The 22106-nt window shown below is 46.5% G+C and carries 18 protein-coding genes; 16 read left to right on the forward strand and 2 right to left on the reverse strand.

Features of this window, described 5'->3' with window-relative positions:
• Positions 1-134 precede the first annotated feature (134 nt).
• Positions 135-908 (forward strand): inositol monophosphatase family protein, encoded by a 774-nt coding sequence (locus ACTNDQ_RS06870; protein WP_279199190.1) that lies wholly within the window; start codon positions 135-137, stop codon positions 906-908.
• Here ACTNDQ_RS06870 and ACTNDQ_RS06875 read toward each other — a convergent pair.
• Positions 839-3508 carry a YfhO family protein gene (locus ACTNDQ_RS06875; RefSeq protein WP_441064288.1) on the reverse strand — a complete coding sequence of 890 codons (2670 nt, stop codon included), beginning with the start codon at positions 3506-3508 and terminating at the stop codon, positions 839-841. The two genes, ACTNDQ_RS06870 and ACTNDQ_RS06875, sit on opposite strands and share 70 nt — an antisense overlap.
• A gap of 37 nt (positions 3509-3545) precedes the next feature.
• Positions 3546-5462, reverse strand: coding sequence for a ribosomal protection-like ABC-F family protein (gene abc-f, locus ACTNDQ_RS06880; protein ID WP_441064289.1), 1917 nt, complete (start codon positions 5460-5462; stop codon positions 3546-3548).
• Between the two features lie 214 nt (positions 5463-5676).
• Between abc-f and ACTNDQ_RS06885 the strand changes: the two genes are divergently transcribed.
• From ACTNDQ_RS06885 to ACTNDQ_RS06955, 15 genes are all read left to right on the forward strand, one after another.
• Positions 5677-6324, forward strand: coding sequence for a redox-sensing transcriptional repressor Rex (locus ACTNDQ_RS06885; RefSeq protein ID WP_441064290.1), 648 nt, complete (start codon positions 5677-5679; stop codon positions 6322-6324).
• Positions 6325-6385: 61 nt separating this feature from the next.
• Positions 6386-7903 (forward strand): NAD(P)H-hydrate dehydratase, encoded by a 1518-nt coding sequence (locus tag ACTNDQ_RS06890; RefSeq protein WP_114002417.1) that lies wholly within the window; start codon positions 6386-6388, stop codon positions 7901-7903.
• Positions 7900-9069, forward strand: coding sequence for an alanine racemase (gene alr, locus ACTNDQ_RS06895; RefSeq protein WP_015524822.1), 1170 nt, complete (start codon positions 7900-7902; stop codon positions 9067-9069). The genes ACTNDQ_RS06890 and alr overlap by 4 nt, the downstream gene beginning before the upstream one ends.
• 156 nt (positions 9070-9225) lie before the next feature.
• On the forward strand, positions 9226-9573 hold the full coding sequence (locus ACTNDQ_RS06900; RefSeq protein WP_021650556.1) for a type II toxin-antitoxin system PemK/MazF family toxin: 348 nt from the start codon (positions 9226-9228) through the stop codon (positions 9571-9573).
• 153 nt (positions 9574-9726) lie between these two features.
• A complete protein-coding gene (locus tag ACTNDQ_RS06905) occupies positions 9727-10470 on the forward strand; it encodes a YebC/PmpR family DNA-binding transcriptional regulator (protein ID WP_015524823.1) in 744 nt (247 codons plus the stop codon).
• A gap of 68 nt (positions 10471-10538) precedes the next feature.
• Entirely contained in the window at positions 10539-11252 is a 714-nt protein-coding gene (locus tag ACTNDQ_RS06910) for a ClpP family protease (RefSeq protein WP_022426789.1), read from the forward strand.
• Positions 11253-11417: 165 nt separating this feature from the next.
• Entirely contained in the window at positions 11418-12305 is an 888-nt protein-coding gene (locus tag ACTNDQ_RS06915) for a sulfide/dihydroorotate dehydrogenase-like FAD/NAD-binding protein (protein ID WP_015524825.1), read from the forward strand.
• Positions 12305-13699 carry an NADPH-dependent glutamate synthase gene (gene gltA, locus ACTNDQ_RS06920; RefSeq protein ID WP_021650554.1) on the forward strand — a complete coding sequence of 465 codons (1395 nt, stop codon included), beginning with the start codon at positions 12305-12307 and terminating at the stop codon, positions 13697-13699. The genes ACTNDQ_RS06915 and gltA overlap by 1 nt, the downstream gene beginning before the upstream one ends.
• Before the next feature lie 179 nt (positions 13700-13878).
• The gene (locus tag ACTNDQ_RS06925) at positions 13879-14754 is read left to right on the forward strand and encodes an undecaprenyl-diphosphate phosphatase (protein WP_147603006.1); all 876 of its coding nucleotides are present in this window, start codon (positions 13879-13881) and stop codon (positions 14752-14754) included.
• Positions 14755-14777: 23 nt separating this feature from the next.
• On the forward strand, positions 14778-17525 hold the full coding sequence (locus ACTNDQ_RS06930; RefSeq protein ID WP_441064291.1) for a DNA translocase FtsK 4TM domain-containing protein: 2748 nt from the start codon (positions 14778-14780) through the stop codon (positions 17523-17525).
• Positions 17522-18001, forward strand: coding sequence for a 23S rRNA (pseudouridine(1915)-N(3))-methyltransferase RlmH (rlmH, locus tag ACTNDQ_RS06935; RefSeq protein ID WP_021650552.1), 480 nt, complete (start codon positions 17522-17524; stop codon positions 17999-18001). Before ACTNDQ_RS06930 ends, rlmH begins: the two co-directional genes overlap by 4 nt.
• Before the next feature lie 114 nt (positions 18002-18115).
• On the forward strand, positions 18116-18403 hold the full coding sequence (groES, locus tag ACTNDQ_RS06940; RefSeq protein WP_044960825.1) for a co-chaperone GroES: 288 nt from the start codon (positions 18116-18118) through the stop codon (positions 18401-18403).
• A 222-nt stretch (positions 18404-18625) separates the two neighbouring features.
• Entirely contained in the window at positions 18626-20197 is a 1572-nt protein-coding gene (locus tag ACTNDQ_RS06945) for an ABC transporter substrate-binding protein (protein ID WP_441064292.1), read from the forward strand.
• 99 nt (positions 20198-20296) lie between these two features.
• Positions 20297-21247 (forward strand): ABC transporter permease, encoded by a 951-nt coding sequence (locus tag ACTNDQ_RS06950; RefSeq protein ID WP_021650547.1) that lies wholly within the window; start codon positions 20297-20299, stop codon positions 21245-21247.
• Between the two features lie 13 nt (positions 21248-21260).
• The gene (locus ACTNDQ_RS06955) at positions 21261-22094 is read left to right on the forward strand and encodes an ABC transporter permease (protein ID WP_015524834.1); all 834 of its coding nucleotides are present in this window, start codon (positions 21261-21263) and stop codon (positions 22092-22094) included.
• Positions 22095-22106: the final 12 nt, after the last annotated feature.

Genomic DNA, 22106 nt, shown 5'->3' on the forward strand with positions numbered 1-22106 from the left:
CGCGATGTCCAAGAAAAGGGACGATATACCAATTGCTCCATCATTATACAGCTTAAGCAACAAGATGGATAATTCCTTACTGGCTGTAAGGTATATTAATCATAAATATATTGTAGTAGAAAAGGGGAAAAGTCATGATTTCAGCAGAAGAACAGAAAAACGTAATTGCTCTTGTAAAACAGACAAAAGAACTGATTTTAAAAGAGATGAATAACGAAGAAGTAATGGTGAAGGGAGCTGCTAACTATGTGACAAATGTGGATCTGGCCGTGCAGAACTTTCTGAAAGAGGAACTTGGAAAAGCATTTCCGGAGATTTCCCTGATCGCGGAAGAAAAAGAAAACCTGGGACTTTCCAGAGAAAAAACTTACTGGATTCTGGATCCTATTGACGGTACTACAAATCTTATTCTGGATTTTCATATGAGCGCAGTTGCATTGGGACTTTATGAAAACGGTGAGATTGTTTTCGGTATTGTATACAATCCGTTTTCCGATGAACTGTTCCACGGAGCCAAGGGAGAGGGCGCTTATCTCAATGGAAAGAGAATCCATGTATCCGATATTGAAGATTTTGGGGATGCGGTAATTTCCTATGGCTCCACTCCTTACACAAAAGAAGAAGCAAAAAATCTCTTTCCGATTTTTTATCACATCTTTATGAAATGTGCGGATTTCCGGCGTACCGGATCTGCAGAACTCGATATGTGTTATGTTGCCTGCGGAAGGGAGCATGGATATATTGAACGTGACCTGAAACCCTGGGATTATTCTGCGGGAACCATTATTCTTCGTGAAGCAGGCGGTATTGTGAAGAACTGGAAAGGCGAGGAACCGTCCTATCTGAAAAATGAGGACATCCTCGCCTGTGCGCCGCAGTTTGCGGAAATTCTTCTGAAAGAATTATAATTTATTTTTTTGTAACCGATTTTGTGTTCAAGAAGGGAGATCAGCAGCGTGAGCAGGATTCCGGAAACAGAGAGAAGAATTCCGGCGCGGATTCCCGGGCAGATGTAACGAAGCTCGATCTGGTTTTTCCCTTCTGTCAGAGGAATAGAATACATGCAGTCATCCAGAAGGCCGGCAGTAATCTGCTGGCCGTTTCTGTATATTTTCCAGCCTTTGTCATAAGGGATGGAGAGATAAAGCAGGGAGCTGGAATCAGCAGCAGTACAGGAAACGGAAACATGCCCGTTTTCCAGCTGGAACTCTTCCACAGCTCTGCCTGAAATCTCCTTGGAAACAGCGGCAAGGGCATCTAGATCCAGCGCATAAAACTGTTCGCCCCCATCCCGGATGAAATATCCATTATCTGAATGGATGGAAACTTTTGCATAAGTGGCTTCGGAAACTGTTGGAATATAAAAAGCTGAGGGACTGAGCCACCAGGAATAACGGCTGATATAGGAGTCATTTACATTTAAAGAGGCATTTTCCATAGGAGAATCCCAGGGTATGTTTCCATATAATGCGTAATTTCCCTCCGGAACAGAAAGGGTGTATACCTGGTCAGTGCCGGAATCTTCTTTGGAAGAGCAGGTATAGGATAACGGCCGATACAGAGAAACCGGATGTCCGCACAGAATGCTGTACAGATAATTCTGGTATACAAACGGGTCATCGGTCTGCGGAGTCTGTATGGATTCCGAATTGTCATGATAAAGAAAGGCCATCGGCAGTGCAGACGGGTTACAGTATACGAACTTTCCGTTTTCCGCCTCTATAGAATCCAGTTTTGTCAGTCCGTTAACGGGATAGGCAGACAAGGTATATTTTACTCCCAGCAGAGCATCTGCAGCAATGACAGGAGAGTTGGTAATGTTCATATTCAGACCGTTTTCGCGATAACCGATACGTTCCAGAAATTCTCTCTGTGTATCGTCCGGGGAGGAAGTATAACCGGAAATGGAACGGTAATTATAAGCCAGAGCTTCGTTATAATTTGCAGTTGCACCGTCAGTGTACTGAATCTTTGTGGAAGTCTGTGAAATCCGGTAAATGGAACTGTCCGATTCCTTGATTTCTCCGATCTGTTTCTGGGAACCCTGAGAATAAGCGGTGTACTGGCTGTTTTCGTCTGCATGGTAATCATTCATCAGAAAGCTGGCGTTAACTGCCAGTTCTGAAAGGATGATTCCTGTACAAAGCAGAGTGATAACTGCTTTTTTCCATGATTTAAAATTCCGGCTGTACATAAAAAGTTTCACAGAAATCAAGGTAACTGCAGCGTAAAAAACGGTCAAATAGATTTTGGATGTATGTTCACCGGGGTGAATATTATCCAGAAAAAACAGAAGAACCGAAAAAATAATCCATCCTCTGGAAAGAAGAACTGCGGTATGGCCATCCAGGTAAATCAGATAAAAACAGGCAGCCAGAAAGATCAGAGCGGCAATTCCCACATAGGAATATCTGCACCAGTAACTTTCCACAGTTTTGAACAATGAAAATACCATATAAAAAGGTTTCCAGTAAAAAATCAGTGCTATGACAGCAAGAAAACAGGCCAGCAGACTTTTTTTCTGTGCAGATAGCGTAGAAGAAAGAAAAAGGGCAATAACCGCCAGGATTACCAGAGTCCCACAGAACAGAGAAGTACTGTTTGGAGTACTGTGCGCGCCCAGGTGGTAACTTTCCAGAATGGTGGGAAGCTGTCCGACGAAAGAAAAATCCTTCAATGCCGCGAGGTCCAGAGAACCACGGTTGGAATTTCCCATGGCAAGTACAGTGGGCAAAAACAGAACCGCGCTGCACATAAGGCCCAGAAACATGGAGAGGCCATAACGGAATATCATGACCAGGGCATTTCGTGGAACATGGCTGTGTTTTCTGGATGATCCCAGAAAATATAAGGCAAGTTCAAAAAGAAACCACAGGGCGGAAAATACACAGTTGATACCACCACTGTACCAGTTAAAAAGAATCGACAATGCCACCCAGACAGAAAGCTTCCAGATGGATGATCCGTGTATGATCTGGTAGACCCCCAAAAGAATCAGCGGAAGAAGATAGACACCGTCAATCCACATGATATTACTGCTCTGGACAATGGTATACTGGCAGAGACCGTAACAGCAGGATAAAAGGACAACAAAAAAAGTTCTTGCAGATTCCGTGTTTTCTGTCAGATATTTCCGGAAGCGGTTCACAAGAAAAATACTGAAGGTCATGGAAGCCAGAGATACTTTCAGCAGTACCAGGATGTCAAAAAATGAATGGAGATTTTCTTTTGGAAAAAAGACACTCAGAAGCATAAACGGGGAGGAAAGATAATAGCTGAAAACAGCGATATTGGTACCTCCCAGTGTTTTTCCAAATGTATAAAAAATGCTGTTTTTCTGCGCCAGAACATCCTTGAAATAAGCATAAAAATCCAGATACTGAATGCTGGCATCATCCACAGCCAGTGATTTGTTGCCAAAAGGGGCGTAGCCACAGGTGATAAATAAAATCAGTAAAACTGCAAAAGTAAGACCAAATGCAGAAAAATAAAGGTGTTTCTTTTTCACAGGTTCCTCCTCCGGGTGATGATAACAGAGCTGGCCGTCAGGCCAGCTCTTCCCATTTTTCATAAAGTTCTTCCAGTTCTTCCGAAATGGCAGCTTTTTCACGGCTTAATTTGGTACATTCCGCTACGTTGGTGCAGACATCCGGGAGAACCATGGTATTGTCAATTTCCTTATCTCTTGTTTCCAGTTCCTCAATGCGGGCTTCCACTTTTTTCAGCTCTGCTTCCCGTTTTCGTTTCTTCGCCTGTTCTTCTTTCATCTGCTGCCAGGAAAGTTTGTTTTCGGAAACAGTTTTTTCTTCCTGAGGGGCCTCGGGAGAATCAATTCCCGGAGCATAGGCACTGGTCAGTTCTTCTTTTTTCTCCAGATAGTAATCATAATCGCCAATGTAATTGACTACGGCCTGATTGGTGAGCTCCATGATCCTGGTTGCGGTCTGATTGATGAAATAACGGTCATGGGAGACATAAAGAACTGTACCGGTGTAACTTACCAGTGCTTCCTCAAGGATTTCCTTGGAAGCGATATCCAGATGGTTGGTAGGCTCATCCAGAATCAGGAAGTTGGCTTCGGAAAGCATCAGCTTGGCGAGGGAAACACGGCCTCTTTCTCCACCAGAAAGTGCAGAAATTTCTTTAAATACATCGTCTCCGGTAAAGAGAAATGCTGCAAGCATATTTCGGATTTCGGTCTCTGTAAGAGTCGGATATGTATCGGAAATTTCCTGGAAAATAGTTTTATCCATATGAAGAACATGATGTTCCTGATCATAATAACCGATCTGTACCTTGGAACCAAGAGAAAATTTTCCGGCATCTGCTTCGAGAAGACCGTTGATGATCTTTAGCATGGTAGTTTTGCCGGTTCCGTTGTTTCCGATCAGTGCCACACGTTCGCCACGTTTGATATCAAAAGAAATATCGGAGAACAGAGTCTGTCCCGGAAATGCTTTGGAGAGTTCCTCCACATGAAGGACATCGTTTCCGCTTAATACACGGGGTTCCAGGGAAATCCGCATACGATCCTGAATTTCCAGAGGCTTTTCGATACGCTGTACACGATCCAGCATTTTCTCACGGCTTTCGGCACGTTTGATGGATTTCTCTCTGTTAAAGGATTTCAGTTTGGCAATGACAGTTTCCTGATGTTTGATGTCCCGCTGCTGATTTAAGTATGCCTTGTACTGGGCATCGCGTAGCTGGGCTTTTTTAAGGGCATAGGCAGAGTAGTTTCCACTGTAGACACGGGTCTGTCCGGCCTCAATCTCCACTACCTTTGTGACAACTTTATCAAGAAAATAACGGTCATGGGAGACAATAAATACAGCTCCCGGATAATTCAGAAGATAGGTTTCCAGCCATGAGATACTTTCCATATCCAGGTGGTTGGTAGGCTCATCCAGAAGCAGGATATCCGGTTTGGAGAGAAGCATCTTGCCAAGGGCAACACGGGTTTTCTGTCCTCCGGAAAGAGTCTCGATCTGTTTATCAAAATCCTCTTCTGTAAAACCAAGACCCTTTAAAACACCGGTCAGTTCACTTTTGTAGGCATAACCGTTTTCCAGTTCAAACTGATGGGTAAGACGGGTGTAAGTCTCCATCAGACGGTTCAGGTCCTCGCCCTGTACATGGTTCATTTCCTGCTCCAGATTACGGATGCGGCGTTCCATATCAATGATGTGCTGCTTGGTGGTAAGAAGTTCTTCATAAATCGTATGGTGCCCGTGAATGTCCTGATACTGGGCCAGATAGCCGATATTTTTGTCACGTGCAAGAACAACATTGCCGGAATCAGCGGAAATTTCCTGCATGATGATCCGAAGAAGGGTTGTTTTTCCTGCACCGTTGCATCCGATAAGGGCCGCTTTTTCCCGGTCTTCAATATGGAAGGATGCGTCATTTAAAATTACTTTTTCGCCAAAGGCTTTGCATATATTTTGACATGATAAAATCATAAAAACTGTCCTCCTGTATAAAGAATTGTCTCTGTCTGGTCATAAAACAGGGAAAATCCTCCACCTATTATAACGGAAACCGCCAGGATTTCAAAGAAAAAATCAATTATTAGAAAAATTATAAGGAAATTTGTACAGAATAGACAACTTTAATTGACAGGAAAATGTCAATTCGTTATAATTAACCTAGTGTAAGGTAAGGAGGAAAACTATCGTGGAGACAAAACAAATCTCGAAAGCGGTGATTAAGCGTCTGCCACGCTATTACCGCTACTTAGGAGAGCTGATGGAAGACAATGTAGAACGTATTTCTTCCAATGAGTTAAGTAAGAAGATGCATACCACAGCTTCTCAGATCCGTCAGGATCTTAATAATTTCGGCGGTTTTGGGCAGCAGGGGTATGGCTATAATGTACATTATCTTTATACAGAGATCGGTAAGATCCTGGGACTGGATACCGTTCATCCGATGATCATTCTGGGTGCCGGTAATCTGGGACAGGCACTTGCCAATTATGTGGATTTTGAGAAGCGTGGCTTCAGGCTGGTTGGTATCTTTGACGTAAATCCTGTGCTTGAGGGCATCGCAGTCCGTGGACTTGAGATCCAGATGCTCAGTGAGCTTCCGTTTTTCCTGAGAGAGAATAACGTGGAGATCGCGATTCTGACACTTCCCAAGAATAAAGCCAAGGAAATGGCAGATATCCTGGTGGAGAACGGGATCAAGGCAATCTGGAATTTTGCACATCTCGATCTTGAGACACCGGATGATGTGATCGTAGAGAACGTTCATCTTTCCGAGAGTCTGATGACACTGTCTTATAATCTCAGCAAATACAGGCAGGAACATGTGGATAATTAAGAATTGTTAAGCTGCCGGAAACGGCAGCTTTCTCTATGACAGAGGGGAGGCAGAAGACAGAATGAAGAAGCTTGTTACCTGCAAAGAAATGAAGGATCTGGACTCCACAACGATCCGTGAGATCGGAGTTCCCTCCGAGGTTCTGATGGAGCGGGCAGCACTGAAGGTGGTAGAGGAAACAGAAAAGTATCTCCAGAAGGACGAAAGGATCCTGGTAGTCTGCGGAAGCGGAAATAATGGCGGTGACGGTATCGCTGTTGCCAGATTGTTCCATCTGAAGGGGATCCGGGTAGAGTTTTATATGGTCGGAAACAAAGATAAAATGACCAGAGAGACAGCTCTTCAGTATAAGATCGCTTCCGGTTATCGTGTCCCGGAGGTGAATAACCCGCAGTGGAGTGAATATACTACTATAGTAGATGCCGTGTTTGGGGTAGGCCTGACGCGTCCGATCGAGGGGCATTATGCTGATATCATCCATGAGATGAACAGTGCGAGGGCCAAAAAGATCGCAGTTGACATCCCGTCAGGAGTGAACGGAGATACTGGCCTGGAAATGGGAATTGCCTTCAGCGCCGATCTGACTGTCACATTTGCCTACCGGAAAAGAGGTCTTTGCTTTTATCCGGGAAGACTGTATGCAGGAAGGATCGTTACCGCCGATATCGGGATCTATGAGCAGGAAGCTGTGACTGCATCTGCCGCCTGTCTGGAAAATAAAGATCTGAAGCTGTTTCCGGAACGTGATCCCGGCGGAAACAAGGGTACCTTCGGAAAAGTGCTCTTTGTGACCGGAAGTGAGGGAATGTGCGGAGCCGCTTATTTAAGCGCCAGTGCAGCACTTCGTGCCGGTGCGGGAATGGTAAAGATCCAGACTGTGGAAGCCAACAGGATCCCACTGCAGATACTCCTTCCGGAGGCTATGGTCTGCAGCCGCTTTGATCAGGAATCCAATGAACAGCTTCTATCCTGGTGTGATGTGATCGTGATCGGACCGGGACTTGGAACATCAGTGGCCAGCCGTGAGAGAGAACAGTGGTTTCTCACGGCGGCTGCCCGGGAGAAAAAGCCGCTGATCCTGGATGCGGACGGCCTGAACCTTCTGGCTGCACATCCACAGTGGTATCAGTATCTGGGAGAGCATGTAGTCCTGACACCGCATATCGGAGAAATGAGCCGGCTCAGTGGCAGAACGATCCAGGAGATCCAGCATGAGATCGCAGATACTGCACTGAAATGTGCTGCGGAAACAGGCTCTGTGTGCGTATTGAAGGATGCATGTACGGTGATCGCAGATGAGAAAGGCCAGATGTATCTGAATCTTTCCGGTAATTCCGGAATGGCAACTGCAGGAAGCGGAGATGTGCTTTCCGGGATCCTGGCAGCAGTGTTATGTATGTATCTGAAAACGGAGGAACAGCCTCCCATGGTTTTAAAGGCCGCGTTAGGTGTTTATCTTCACGGACTATGCGGTGATCTTGCAGCCGCTGAAAAAGGAAAGCGCAGTATGCTGGCAGGAGATATCATAGAATATCTGCCCAAGGCATTAGCTATAGGTGAAGAGGAGTCGGGATTATGAAAAAATACGAGAGAGTAAAAGCACTGGTATCACTGGATGCCATTGCCCACAATTTTGAGGAAATGCATAAAAATGTCAAAGAAGGGACAAAGATCATCGCTGTGATCAAGGCAGACGGTTATGGCCATGGTGCCAGAGCTATTGCCCGTCTGATCCAGGACTATGACTATATCTGGGGATTTGCAACAGCTACTGCAGAGGAGGCACTGGAGCTTCGGCATGCAGGGATCACCAAGCCTGTCCTGATCCTTGGCCTTGTATTTGAGGAATATTATGAGGAACTTGCAGCCAATGATATCCGGATCACCATATCGGATCTTAATACAGCAGCAGAATATGCAAAAGCAGGTGCACGCATTGGAAAAAATGTACATATTCATCTGGCTCTGGATACGGGAATGACAAGGATCGGATATGCGGATATTCCGGAAAATGCGGTAAAGATCGAAAAAATCTCAAAAATCCCGAATCTGGTGATCGAGGGAATGTTTACTCATTTTGCCAGGGCGGATGAGACCGACCGTTCTCCTGCACTGGTGCAGCTGGACCGTTATCTCCGTTTTGCAGAGCTTCTGGAAAAAAGAGGCGTTCATATTCCGGTACGTCACTGCTCCAACAGTGCAGGTATCATCCGTGTTCCGGAAGCAAATCTCAATGTCGTTCGTGCCGGCATCACCATTTACGGTATTTATCCGTCAGAGGAGGTAGAACGTGATATTGTGAAGCTGACACCTGCAATGGAGCTGAAAAGTCATGTATCCTATGTGAAAAATGTGGAACGTGGAACAGCGGTAAGCTATGGAGGAACGTTTGTTACAGAACGCTTTACCAGAATGGCAACGATCCCCGTAGGTTATGCAGATGGCTATCCGAGACAGCTTTCCAATAAGGGCTGGGTCCTGATCCGGGGCAAAAAAGCTCCGATCCTCGGACGTGTCTGCATGGATCAGTTTATGGTTGATGTCACAGATATCCCGGAGGTGAAGGCCGGGGACGAGGTCACTCTGATGGGAAGAGATGGAGAGGAATTTATCAGTGTGGAGACACTGGGAGATCTTTCCGGAAGATTTTCCTATGAATTTGTCTGCGGGATCAGTAAACGTGTTCCGCGGGTTTATATCAAAGACGGTAAGGAATGCGGAGAAGAGGAGAGCTTTTTCCAGTAGATCCGTAAATACCCGGATCCGGAAAACGCCGGGTCAGACATAAGGCCGGTAAAAAAGTACCACGCATGGTATACACAAAGAAATTGTGGAAATACTTATCTGTAAAAAGGAATACGGCTTGCAAATAAGCCGGACCAGAATCGGAGTGTGAATTGTGTGGTTATAAAAAGAGGGGATATTTTTTACGCGGACTTAAGACCTGTAGTGGGCAGTGAACAGGGCGGCATCCGTCCGGTGCTGATCATCCAGAACGATGTGGGCAACCGTCACAGTCCTACAGTGATCTGTGCGGCAATTACATCAAAAATGAATAAGGCAAAGCTGCCGACACATATTGAGATCGATGCATCCGCCTACGGGATCGAAAAGGATTCCGTGATCCTTCTGGAACAGCTCCGCACCATCGACAAGCGGCGTCTGAAGGATAAGGTGTGTCATCTGGACAGTGCTATGCTTGATAAGGTGAATCATGCGCTTGAGATCAGTCTGGAACTGACTTTTTAGGGGAACATGAGGAATTTTGACCGGTTTGTTTTCTGATTCTTGACGAAATCTTTCATAAGTGCTATATTAAACCGAGTTGCAATTATGTAAAACGGTACCCAAAATGAGCAGGGCACGAAAGAAAATATACGGTAACAAGGAGAGGAAGATACCATGTCAGGACATTCAAAATTTGCCAACATCAAACATAAGAAAGAGAAAAATGATGCCAAGAAGGGTAAGATCTTCACAGTCATCGGCCGTGAGATCGTTATGGCAGTAAAGGCCGGCGGCCCGGATCCTGCAAACAACAGCAAGCTTCGTGATGTCATCGCAAAAGCAAAAGCGAACAACATGCCGAACGATACGATCGATCGTGGAATCAAGAAGGCAGCAGGTGCGGATTCTGCAGACAGCTACGAGAAGGCTGTATATGAGGGATATGGTCCGAACGGTGTTGCTATTATCGTAGAGACTCTTACAGATAACAAGAACCGTACTGCAGGTAATGTACGTAACGCGTTTACCAAGGGTAACGGAAGCATCGGAACACAGGGATGCGTATCCTTTATGTTCGACCAGAAGGGCCAGATCATCATCGACAAGGAAGAACTTGAGGATGAGTGCGGCGAGATGGATGCGGACGAGCTGATGATGACAGCTCTGGATGCAGGTGCTGAGGACTTCAACGAGGAAGAGGACAGCTTTGAGATCATCACAGCACCGGACGATTTCAGTGCTGTACGTGAGGCTCTTGAGAAAGCCGGGATCCCGCTTGTAGAAGCACAGATCGCCATGATCCCGCAGACCTATGTGGAGCTGACGGATGATCAGGCTATCAAAGATCTTCACAGAACACTGGATCTTCTTGATGATGACGACGACGTTACTGACGTATGGACAAACTGGGACGAATGATCTCTGAATAGAAAGTAATATTTTGCATATAATACCTCCAGAATTTCAGATTCCGGAGGTATTTTTTTATGGAAAAACAGAGCGAAGAGGGAAAACAGAAGGAACTGGACCGGGAAGCGAGCCAGAACGAACAGATCCGGGAAACCGGGCAGGCAGTGCTCGATGGAAATTCCCGGAAGCATAAAGTGGAGCTTCTGACGGTGATCGGGGAAATCGAAGGTCATGAATCCGCGCCGTCTCACAGCAAAACAACCAAGTATGAGCATGTACTGCCAAAGCTGGCTCTCATTGAGGACGATGAGGAAATCGAGGGGCTTCTGATCCTTTTAAATACGGTAGGAGGAGATGTGGAGGCAGGGCTTGCCATTGCGGAGATGATCGCGTCTCTGAGTATCCCTACGGTTTCCCTGGTGCTGGGCGGGGGACATTCCATAGGTGTACCCATGGCGGTATCAGCAGATTATTCCTTTATCGTGCCAAGTGCTACCATGGTGGTCCATCCGGTACGCCAGAACGGAATGTTCATCGGCGTAGCGCAGTCCTACCGCAATATGGAAAAGATCCAGGACCGGATCATTGCCTTTGTATCCGGACATTCACATATCACGGCAGAACGGATGGAGGAGCTGATGCTGGATACCTCCCAGCTTGTAAAAGATGTGGGGACTATGCTGGAGGGTGAGGAAGCGGTAAAGGAAGGACTCATCGATGAAGTAGGAGGGATCCGGGAGGCACTGGACCGATTGTATACCCTTATCGAAAGGAAAAAAACACAGAAATAACCAGTTTTTTATGTGGCTTTTGATGATGTTAGTTGTATAAGACTGACATGGTTGCGCTGTGCTGTGGTAAAGAATTTTGACAGAAATTGTAAATCTACTCTTGTCATATGCTGATTTTTAGCGTATTATTAATAAAGGTTTATAATTTGCGCGAGGAGGAAGACCATGTATAAGGTTTTAAAAGCTGAAACTCTGGCAGCTAAGATCCATCTTATGGTTGTGCATGCACCACGTGTGGCAAGCCACTGTCTGCCAGGACAATTTATCATTGTTAAACTTGACGAAAAGGGAGAAAGGATCCCGCTTACCATCTGCGATTACGATCGTGAGGCCGGTACAGTTACCATCGTATTCCAGGAGATCGGAGCATCTACCATTAAGATGTCCGCACTGAAGGCGGGAGATTCATTCCGTGATTTTGTAGGACCTCTGGGATGTCCGTCTGAGTTCGTCCATGAGGATATCGAAGAACTTAAGAAGAAAAAAATGGTATTCGTAGCCGGTGGTGTCGGTACCGCACCTGTTTATCCGCAGGTTAAATGGCTCCATGAGCACGGCATCACAGCGGATGTTATCCTTGGTTCCAAGACTAAGGATATGGTTATCCTTGAGAAAGAGCTTGGCGCTGTTTCCAATCTTTATGTTACAACAGATGACGGTTCCTATGGCCGTTCCGGTATGGTAACAAAGACTCTTGAGGATCTTGTGACAAACGAGGGCAAGCATTATGACGTCTGTGTAGCGATCGGACCGATGATCATGATGAAATTTGTCTGTCTTCTTACCAAGAAGCTTGGTATCCACACAATTGTCAGCATGAACCCGATCATGGTTGACGGAACCGGTATGTGCGGCGCTTGTCGTCTCCAGGTCGGTGATGAGATCAAATTTGCCTGCGTAGACGGACCGGAGTTCGACGGACATCTCGTTGATTTCGATCAGGCTATGAAGAGAAGCCAGATGTATAAGACCCAGGAGGGCCGTGCATTACTGAAGCTTCAGGAAGGCGATACCCACCACGGTGGATGCGGACATTGCGGAGGTGACAACTAATGGCAGATGCAAAAATGTTAAAAAAAGTTCCTGTAAGAGAGCAGGATCCGAAGGTACGTGCGACAAACTTCGAGGAAGTATGTCTTGGATATAATCAGGAAGAAGCAATGGAAGAGGCACAGAGATGCCTTGGCTGTAAAAAACCAAAATGTGTAGAGGGATGTCCGGTATCCATCAATATTCCGGGATTTATCGAGCACATCAAAGAAGGCAACATGGAAGAGGCTTACAAGGTGATCGGTTTATCTTCCGCACTTCCAGCTATCTGTGGTCGTGTATGTCCGCAGGAATCCCAGTGTGAGGGACAGTGTATCCGCGGTAAGAAGGGCGAGGCTGTTTCTATCGGTAAGCTGGAGAGATTCGTTGCAGACTATGCTCTGGAGCATGATATCAAACCTGCAGGAGCAGAGGTTAAGAACGGACATAAGGTTGCAGTGATCGGTTCCGGTCCATCCGGACTTACCTGTGCAGGTGACCTTGCAAAGGCAGGATACGATGTAACTGTATTCGAGGCTCTTCATGAGCTTGGCGGTGTTCTTGTTTACGGTATTCCGGAGTTCCGTCTTCCGAAGCAGAAGGTTGTTAAGAAAGAGATCGAGAAGGTCAAAGAGCTTGGCGTTAAATTCGAGACAAACGTTGTCATCGGTAAATCCACTACCATCGATCAGCTGATCGAGGATGAGGGATTTGAGGCTGTATTTATCGGTTCCGGTGCAGGACTTCCGATGTTCATGGGTATCCCGGGTGAGAATGCAAGCGGTGTATTCTCTGCAAACGAGTACCTGACAAGAAGCAACCTCATGAAAGCATTCGATGATTCCTATGATACACCGATCGCAGCAGGCAAAAAGGTTGCAGTTGTCGGCGGTGGTAACGTTGCCATGGATGCTGCAAGAACAGCGCTGAGACTTGGTGCTGAGGTACATATCGTATACAGAAGAAGTGAGGCAGAGCTTCCTGCACGAGCAGAGGAAGTTCATCACGCTAAGGAAGAGGGCATCATCTTTGATCTTCTTACAAATCCGAAGGAGATCCTCGTTGATGAGAACGGCCACGTAAACGGTATGAAGGTTGTCAAGATGGAGCTTGGTGAGCCGGATGCATCCGGAAGAAGACGTCCGGTAGAGATTCCTGGTTCCGAGTATGATATGGATGTAGATACTGTCATCATGTCTCTTGGTACTTCACCGAATCCGCTGATCTCTTCCACAACCAAGGGCCTTGACATCAACAAGAGAAGATGTATCGTTGCCGAGGAAGAAACCGGTAAGACATCCAAGGACGGCGTATATGCCGGTGGTGACGCCGTTACAGGTGCAGCTACCGTAATCCTTGCCATGGGTGCAGGTAAAGCTGGTGCAAAAGGTATCGACGAATATCTGAAAAATAAATAAGCAGAAAGTCTGTTTATAAACAGATCCTCCGACTGTGTTTTCTGATGCAGCCGGAGGATTTTTTTTCTTGCAGATCAAAAAAGAACATTTGTTTGAAACTTTTGCCAAGTGAAGATTGTAAGTTTTACTCAGTTATGCTATAATGTGTTGGAAAAAATTTAAGAAAAGGAAATATCATTATGTCAGTGATACATGCGATTATATTGGGAATCATTCAGGGAATCACCGAATTTCTGCCGGTGAGCAGCTTCGGACATCTCTGTGGAGTGCAGGATCTTTTGGGCGGTACCAGAGGCTCCGGTGTGCTTTTTGAAGTGATGCTCCATCTGGGAACTATGATAGCTCTGATCCTTGTTTTTCTGAAGGACATCAAGAAGATCGGGATCGAGCTGATCGGAATGATACTGGATCTGATCGGAAATGCCAATATTTTTCTCTATAACCGTAGGACTGGGAAAGAGCTTACCTACGCAAAGATCATAAGCGGAACTTACCGGAAGCTTACTGCCCTGATCATGGTATCCACCATTCCTACAGTCCTGATCGGATATCAGTGCAAACGACTTGTTGTGCGAAGCGCATCCTCACACATGTTTTCCGGGATCGGAATCCTTCTTACAGGTGTGATCCTCCTTGTTGTGGACTACAGTAATGTCAATGGCAGCAAGGGAACAAAAGAAACCAGCTTCGGAGATGCTATGTGGATGGGTATCTGCCAGGGTCTTTCTGTGTTTCCGGGACTTTCCAGGCTTGGACTTACCATGAGTGCAGGACTTTTCTGCGGCCTCGGAAGAAAGTTTGCAGTGAAATATTCGCTGCTGATGAGCATTCCGGCTGTGTTGGGAGCTTTTTTTGTGGAGATGGGAGAGTTCACTTCTGTTCATATGACTGTTGGCCAGGGATTTACTTATGTTCTTGGAATGATCGTGGCCGGGATCACAGGCTATCTGGTGATCCGTTTTATGCTTAAGCTTTCGAATCAGGTCAGACTGCGTTATTTTGCATTTTATTCTTTTGCAGCCGGAATCCTTATTCTGGCAGCGAATTATATTTGATATCAACTGGGAGGAGTCTGACAATGGCAGCTTCAAAAACGACAAAAAAAAGAAAAAGAAAACCTGCGGCGAAGCAGCAGCCTGTCGGTAACCGCTTTCAGACAGAGATCCTGATCCTTGTGATGTTTGCGGCCTGCCTGATCCTGATGATCAGTGCATTTGGTATGGGAGGGATCGTAGGAAATGCCATCAGTGCCGTATGCTTTGGCATCATGGGACTTTGTGCATATATTTTCCCGATCCTGCTTTTTGCCGGAGTTACGTTCCTGATCGTGAACAATACCAACCGCCTTGCCTACAAAAAGGTACTGGCGGGCGTGGTATTTTTTGTGTTCCTCTGCGGCTTTCTTCAGCTGATCACAGAGGGCTATACGCCAAGTACCACGTTTTCGGATTATTATTCACTGAGTTCGGAATACCGTACCGGCGGTGGAGTATTCGGTGGTGCAGTATGTATTTCCACAGCATCCGCTTTTGGCGTTGTGGGCGGAACTGTGATCATCGTTCTGGTGCTTCTTGTGTCTCTCATCATCATAACACAGAGATCCTTCTTCGGATTTATGAATAAGATCCTGGACTTTTTTACAGATGCAGCAAGAGAGGGCAGAGAAGCTTATCTTGAGGGACAGCCGGACAGAGAAAAGCAGAAGGAGCTTCGCAGAAAGATCCGTGCGGAAAAAAGAGCGGAGAAGATCCGCCGGCTGGAAGAAGAGCTGGAGGAAGAAGAACTTGCCCTTACAGAGGAAGATCCGGAAAATATCTCAAAAAAACAAAAGAAAAAAACAAGAAGATCGCAGAAAGAAAGACAGGCTGCGGTGAAGGCGAACCGGGAAGGAGAATTTAATCTTCCTTCTTTCCTTGATGAACAAAAGGCTGTACTTCCGGCAGATACAGATCTGACAGAAGAGGATCCGGGGCTTGATGAGAAACCGGAGGAGCATGCCCGGCCGCTTGAATTCCAGATCCACCGTTCACAGCCGCAGCCGGCCCGGGAAGAGTCGGAGGAGCCGGATTTCGAAAGAGAAATGCAGGAAGCCGAAGAGGAGGATGCTTATGCCGGCTACGAGGATGTGGATATTCCCGAGATGCAGCAGATCCTGCCGGCAAAGACAGCTGCAGCAGCAAAAGCTTCCCGGGAAACAGGAAAGGCAGCGGTTCCCGCTGAGATAAAGGAGGATCCTCAGCCGGAAGCTGAACAGAAGGCATCCCATCAGCCCTCCAGAAACCCGAAGTCATCTCAGACAGAGATCGAGCATGGGATCAGAAATATCCAGCATGAGATCAGCCAGGGAGAAGCTCCGGAGAAGAAACCATATCAGTATCCGCCGCTGAAGCTTCTGAAGCGCGGAGATGGCAGATCTCAGGGAGATTCCGATGCACATCTGCGCAAAACAGCGCAGAAGCTTCAGGAAACTCTGCATAATTTCGGCGTCAATGTAACCGTTACCAATGTGAGCTGCGGACCTACCGTTACCCGCTATGAGCTGCAGCCGGAAATGGGTGTGAAGGTCAGCAAGATCGTTGGCCTTTCCGATGATATCAAGCTGAATCTTGCTACACCGGATATCCGCATCGAAGCACCGATACCGGGAAAGGCAGCCGTGGGGATCGAGGTCCCGAACAAGGAGAACAGCCCGGTCATGCTGAGGGATCTTCTTCAGTCAGAGGAGTTTAAAAATGCAAAATCCAAGCTGTCCTTTGCAGCAGGTAAGGATATTGCCGGAAAACCGGTAGTGGCAGATATTGCCAAGATGCCGCATCTTCTTATCGCCGGAGCAACCGGCTCCGGAAAATCCGTCTGCATCAATACGCTGATCATCAGCATCCTTTATAAGGCTACACCGGATGAGGTGCGTCTGATCATGATCGATCCGAAGGTGGTGGAGCTCAGTGTATATAACGGGATCCCGCATCTGTTCATTCCGGTGGTCACAGATCCGAAGAAAGCGGCCGGTGCGCTGAACTGGGCTGTTTCCGAGATGACCAGCCGTTACAATGCCTTTGCGGAATATGGGGTACGTAATCTTGGAGAATATAACAAAAAGGTTGCCAATATGCGGGTCCCGGAGGGAGAAAAGGCACCTGAGAAGATGCCGCAGATCGTGATCATCGTGGACGAGCTTGCGGATCTTATGATGGTTGCGCCGGGAGAAGTTGAAGATGCGATCTGCCGTCTGGCCCAGCTGGCACGTGCAGCAGGTATCCATCTGATCATTGCTACCCAGAGGCCATCGGTCAATGTCATCACAGGTCTGATCAAGGCCAATATGCCGTCCAGGATCGCATTTTCCGTATCTTCCGGTGTGGATTCCAGAACGATCCTGGATATGAACGGTGCCGAGAAGCTTCTTGGCAAGGGCGATATGCTGTTTTATCCGCAGGGGTATCAGAAGCCGGCCAGACTGCAGGGCGCTTTTGTTTCAGATGAGGAGGTCAGTGCAGTCGTAGAATATGTTTCTGACAAAAATCAGGGTGCTGTTTATGATACCTCCATTGAGAAGCAGGTCAATACAGCCGGTGTCCCGGGAGGAGCCGACGGCGGTGACAGAGATGTCTATTTTACAGAAGCCGGTAAATTTATCATTGAGAAGGAAAAGGCCTCCATCGGTATGCTCCAGCGTATGTTCAAAATCGGATTTAATCGTGCGGCAAGGATCATGGATCAGCTTTGTGACGCAGGAGTGGTAGGTCCGGAGGAAGGAACCAAGCCAAGGAAGGTTTTGATGTCAGCAGAAGAATTTGAGAATTATCTGGAGGAGAACGGCGGATGAAAATAAGTATCCTGACAGTAGGGAAGATCAAGGAAAAATATCTGCGGGATGCCATTGCGGAGTATTCCAAGCGCCTCGGGCGTTACTGCAAGCTGGAGATCATAGAAGTGTCCGACGAAAAAACGCCGGATAATGCCAGCGAAACAGTAGAAGATGCCATTCGGAACAAGGAAGGGGAGCGTCTTCTTAAATATATCCGGGATGATGCGTTTGTGATCACTCTGGAGATCGGAGGCGAACAGCTGACCTCTGAGAACTTCGCACGGAAGATCAACGAGCTGGGAATACGTGGGACCAGCCATATCCAGTTTGTGATCGGCGGCTCTATCGGTCTTGGAAAAGAAGTACTGAAGAGATCAGACTATGCTTTAAGCTTTTCGAAGATGACATTTCCTCATCAGCTGATGCGTGTGATCCTTCTGGAACAGATCTACCGCAGCTATCGTATCATCAGTGGAGAGCCCTATCATAAATAATATCATACTACATATCTGCAAATATCTTGACAATTTTCGGATATGTAGTATGATAAAAAAGAGTAGCACTCGGAGCTCAAGAGTGCTAATAATCACAGAAAGAAGGAAATGAATATGGCATTAAAACCAGTTGCAGACAGAGTTATCGTAAAATATTTTGAGACAGAAGACAAAACCGCATCCGGCATCGTACTTCCGGACAGCTCCAAGGAGAAAACCCAGCAGGCAGAGGTTATCGCAGTAGGTGGCGGTAAGGTCGTAGACGGTAAAGAAGTACCGGTACAGGTAAAGCCGGGCGACCGTGTGATCTACGGAAAATACACAGGAACCGAGATCAAATATGAGGGTGAGAAATATCTGGTGATCAACGCAGATGATATCATTGCCATCGTAAAAGACTGATGAAGAATATATAGATCTGGGGCAAGATACAGAAAATTTATCTTGACGCCTGTGGGATCTGTATGTAGAATAAATACAAACTTTAACGAAATGCAGTAAAAAAATCTCTGAAGAGCCAGGGACAGCTTGACAAAGGTAATATGGTATAGTATTATCTTACCTATATCATATTAAACTGGTGGGAAAAGAGGAATACTCACTGAAACACAGGAGGAACAGGAAATGAGAAAAAAAGTACTGGCAGCGCTTCTGGCAGCTGCAGTGGCAGGAACAACTGTTATGTCAGGAATGACTGCTTTTGCAGCAGAAACAGAAGGAACCAAGGCGGAAGGCGGAAATATTACCATTGCAGAAACAGCAGATCCGCAGAACATCAATCCGCTCTATGTTGTGGATCAGACAAGCTTCGATATGATGCAGGCACTGTACAGCCCGTTTTTTGAGATCGTGAACGGAGAGATGTATTACGGAAACGGACTTTGCGAAAGTGTAACAGCCAATGATGATGCCAGCGAATTCACACTGAAGCTCAAAGACGGACTGAAATGGCATGACAGTCAGCCGATCACAGCCGATGATGTGGTATTCACCATGCAGGTGCTGGTAGATGAGAAGCAGAATGTTCCGTACTCTTCTTACGGATACGTTAATGACAAGGCAGTAGAGGCAGAGAAGGTTGATGACCTTACAGTCAAGCTTTCCCTTGGATCATCTTCCGCAGGATTTCTTGGCGGACTGAGCCAGGTTTACTGTATTCCGAAGCATATTTATGACGGCGTGGAGAATATCGGAGAAAGTGATCTCAACAATGAACCGGTGGGAAGTGGTCCTTTTAAGTTCGAGGAATACAAATCCGGAGAGTATTATAAAGTAACAAAATTCGATGACTATTTTGATGATGTAAATCTGGATTCCATCACCTTCAAGATCGTAAAGGATTCCAGCTCCGCCAATGCGGCACTTGCAAGCGGAGATCTGGATGCACGTCTGATCAGCGCAGATGATTACGATACCGTCAGTGCTTACGATAACGTAAACATCAATACCTATAATTCCGGACGTGTCAACGCCATGTTCATGAATGAGCTGAACGAAGATCTTCAGGATGTAAAGGTACGTCAGGCGATCGCATACGCACTGAATAAAGAGGAGTTCTGTCAGTTTGCTTTCCTTTCCGAGGATTATGCAGAGCCTGCAGATTCTATTTTTACACCGGATACACTCTACTATACAAAACCGGACAATACCTACGACAATGATCCGGCTAAAGCACAGGAGCTCCTTTCCGAAGCAGGAAAGACAAGTCTTTCTCTGAACCTGATGTATATCTCCACAGATAAGACAATGGAGAGTGAAGCTCTGTATGTACAGTCTGCCCTTGCCAATGTAGGAATCACCATCAATCTTCTTCCTACAGATGAGTCTACCTTCAAGAATAAGACAAAGGATACGGAGTGCACAGATTATGATCTGGTACTGAGCTTCTACACTCTGGGAGAAGAGCCGAGCCTTTATGCAGACATGAGTTCTTCCGCCAGCCGTTCCAACTATTCCAGGATCAAGGATACAGATCTGGATGCATTGTGGGAAGAGGGCAACAGCACTGCAGATGAGACAAAACGTGGCGAGATTTATAAGGAGATCCAGAATACGATCAATGATAACATGTATATCTATCCGATCGCTTATTCCAATGGTTTCTATGCGGTAAGTAAAGATTTCGGGGGCTTTGATGAATGTCTGTTAAAAACTATTTATTATGATTATTCCAAGATCTACACATTGGAGAAATAAATAATTTTATAGCGGATGAATACCGGAAACAGAAAGAGGCTGACGCGTTTTTTGCGCCAGCCGATTTCCTGTTTTCGGGGAAAATAAAGGAGGTACATTTTGAAGAAGATCGTAAACCGTCTGATACAGTGTATTCTGACACTGTTTATTGTCTCTGTTCTCTGCTTTGCACTGACAAAAGCAGCGCCCGGAGATCCTGTCCTGACTTATGTGGAACCAAATATGAGTGAAGAATATATCCAGAACCTGAGAGAAAGCCTGGGACTTACAAAGCCTGTCTATGAGCAGTACTTTCTGTGGCTGGGAAGGATCCTTCACGGGAATTTCGGAAATTCCCTGATGAATAACCGACCGGTCCTGACACAGATGCTGGAGAGGCTTCCCGCAACCGTGATCCTAATGGGAACCAGCATGCTGCTTGGTTTTCTCATTGCCATTGTACTGGGCCTGTATTCCGGAAAGAATAAAAATGGTGTTCTGGATAAGATCACCAGCATGTTCTGTTATGTAGGCATCTCCATTCCTACTTTCTGGTTCGGTATCATGCTGATCTATCTCTTCAGTGTGCATCTCCATATCCTGCCAAGTATCGGTATGCATTCAGACGGCAACCGTTCCTTAGGAGATCTGATCCTGCATATGGTCATGCCCTGCGCAGTTCTGACATTTGCGAATGCTTCACAGTACATCCGGTATTTAAGAAGCAGTACCATTACGGAAATGTCCTCCGATTATGTTATGGTGCAGAAGGCTTATGGAATGAAAGAGTCTGGAATCCTTTTCCGGCATGTACTGAAAAATGCCATGCTTCCTATGATCACAGTTCTCGGAATGAGTCTGCAGTCTCTGGTTTCCGGTGCCATTATTACCGAGCAGGTTTTTGCATGGCCGGGAATCGGTCAGCTGGCAGTGACCGCTGTTATGCAGTATGATTATCCCCTGATCATGGGAATCACCATGTTTACCGCGCTTCTCGTGGTGCTCGGAAATCTTCTGGCAGATATCCTGTATGCTGTCTTTGATCCGAGGATCCGCAAAGCAGGATGTTAGGAGGTAAAGGGACATGAGAGAAAATATCTGGAAAAATATCAAACTTGGTTTTAAGACAAATAAACTTGCGGTGGCAGGTGCAGCAGCGATCATCCTGCTGGCACTGATCTCCATTTTTGCCTTTCTGTATCCGGTAGATCCCAATGCCATCAGCGCCACAGAGCGACTGAATGCTCCGTCCATGGCACACCTTTTCGGTACGGATGATATGGGACGGGATTATCTGGCCCGCTGTATTTACGGAGGAAGAGCATCCCTTCTGGTGGGCTTCCTTTCCATGGTGCTTTCTACAGCCCTTGGTGTGATCATCGGTTCCATCAGCGGTTTTGTGGGAGGAACGGTGGATGCAGTGCTGATGCGTCTGGTGGATGCGCTGATGAGCCTTCCGACATTCCTGATCATGATCGTTATGAATGCCTTCCTGAAACCGGGACTTCAGAACATTGTCCTGATCATCGGCTTTCTGACCTGGATGAACATTGCCAGGATCGTCCGTGGCGAGACCATTTCCCTGAACGAGAGAGAGTATGTCATCTATGCAAAGATCTCCGGACAGAAGAAATTCTCCACCATTGTACATCATATCCTGCCTAACATCATGCCTACCATTATCGTGGCTGCAACCATGAACATTGCCAATGCCATCCTGATGGAATCTGCACTGAGCTTTTTCGGCCTGGGTATCCAGCCGCCTACGGCTTCCTGGGGAAGTATGCTGAGCAATGCACAGCGCTATATCCAGCAGGCACCGTATCTGGCTATTTTCCCCGGAATCCTGATCCTGATCACGGTCGTCAGCTTCAATTATCTGGGAGAAGTATTAAGAAAAGTATTCGAGCCCAAGTAAGGAGGACATTTA

Source organism: Blautia massiliensis (ex Liu et al. 2021), assembly GCF_052064225.1.
Lineage (GTDB): Bacteria > Bacillota > Clostridia > Lachnospirales > Lachnospiraceae > Blautia_A > Blautia_A fusiformis.

Bases quoted from the DNA above. Each gene is read 5' to 3' on its own strand.
- ACTNDQ_RS06915 (WP_015524825.1), top strand. From the start codon at position 11,418: ATGTATAAGGTTTTAAAAGCTGAAACTCTGGCAGCTAAGATCCATCTT.
- ACTNDQ_RS06890 (WP_114002417.1), top strand. From the start codon at position 6,386: ATGAAGAAGCTTGTTACCTGCAAAGAAATGAAGGATCTGGACTCCACA.
- groES (WP_044960825.1), top strand. From the start codon at position 18,116: ATGGCATTAAAACCAGTTGCAGACAGAGTTATCGTAAAATATTTTGAG.
- ACTNDQ_RS06925 (WP_147603006.1), top strand. From the start codon at position 13,879: ATGTCAGTGATACATGCGATTATATTGGGAATCATTCAGGGAATCACC.
- rlmH (WP_021650552.1), top strand. From the start codon at position 17,522: ATGAAAATAAGTATCCTGACAGTAGGGAAGATCAAGGAAAAATATCTG.
- ACTNDQ_RS06930 (WP_441064291.1), top strand. From the start codon at position 14,778: ATGGCAGCTTCAAAAACGACAAAAAAAAGAAAAAGAAAACCTGCGGCG.
- ACTNDQ_RS06910 (WP_022426789.1), top strand. From the start codon at position 10,539: ATGGAAAAACAGAGCGAAGAGGGAAAACAGAAGGAACTGGACCGGGAA.
- ACTNDQ_RS06945 (WP_441064292.1), top strand. From the start codon at position 18,626: ATGAGAAAAAAAGTACTGGCAGCGCTTCTGGCAGCTGCAGTGGCAGGA.
- ACTNDQ_RS06955 (WP_015524834.1), top strand. From the start codon at position 21,261: ATGAGAGAAAATATCTGGAAAAATATCAAACTTGGTTTTAAGACAAAT.
- abc-f (WP_441064289.1), bottom strand. From the start codon at position 5,462: ATGATTTTATCATGTCAAAATATATGCAAAGCCTTTGGCGAAAAAGTA.
- ACTNDQ_RS06905 (WP_015524823.1), top strand. From the start codon at position 9,727: ATGTCAGGACATTCAAAATTTGCCAACATCAAACATAAGAAAGAGAAA.
- ACTNDQ_RS06870 (WP_279199190.1), top strand. From the start codon at position 135: ATGATTTCAGCAGAAGAACAGAAAAACGTAATTGCTCTTGTAAAACAG.
- alr (WP_015524822.1), top strand. From the start codon at position 7,900: ATGAAAAAATACGAGAGAGTAAAAGCACTGGTATCACTGGATGCCATT.
- gltA (WP_021650554.1), top strand. From the start codon at position 12,305: ATGGCAGATGCAAAAATGTTAAAAAAAGTTCCTGTAAGAGAGCAGGAT.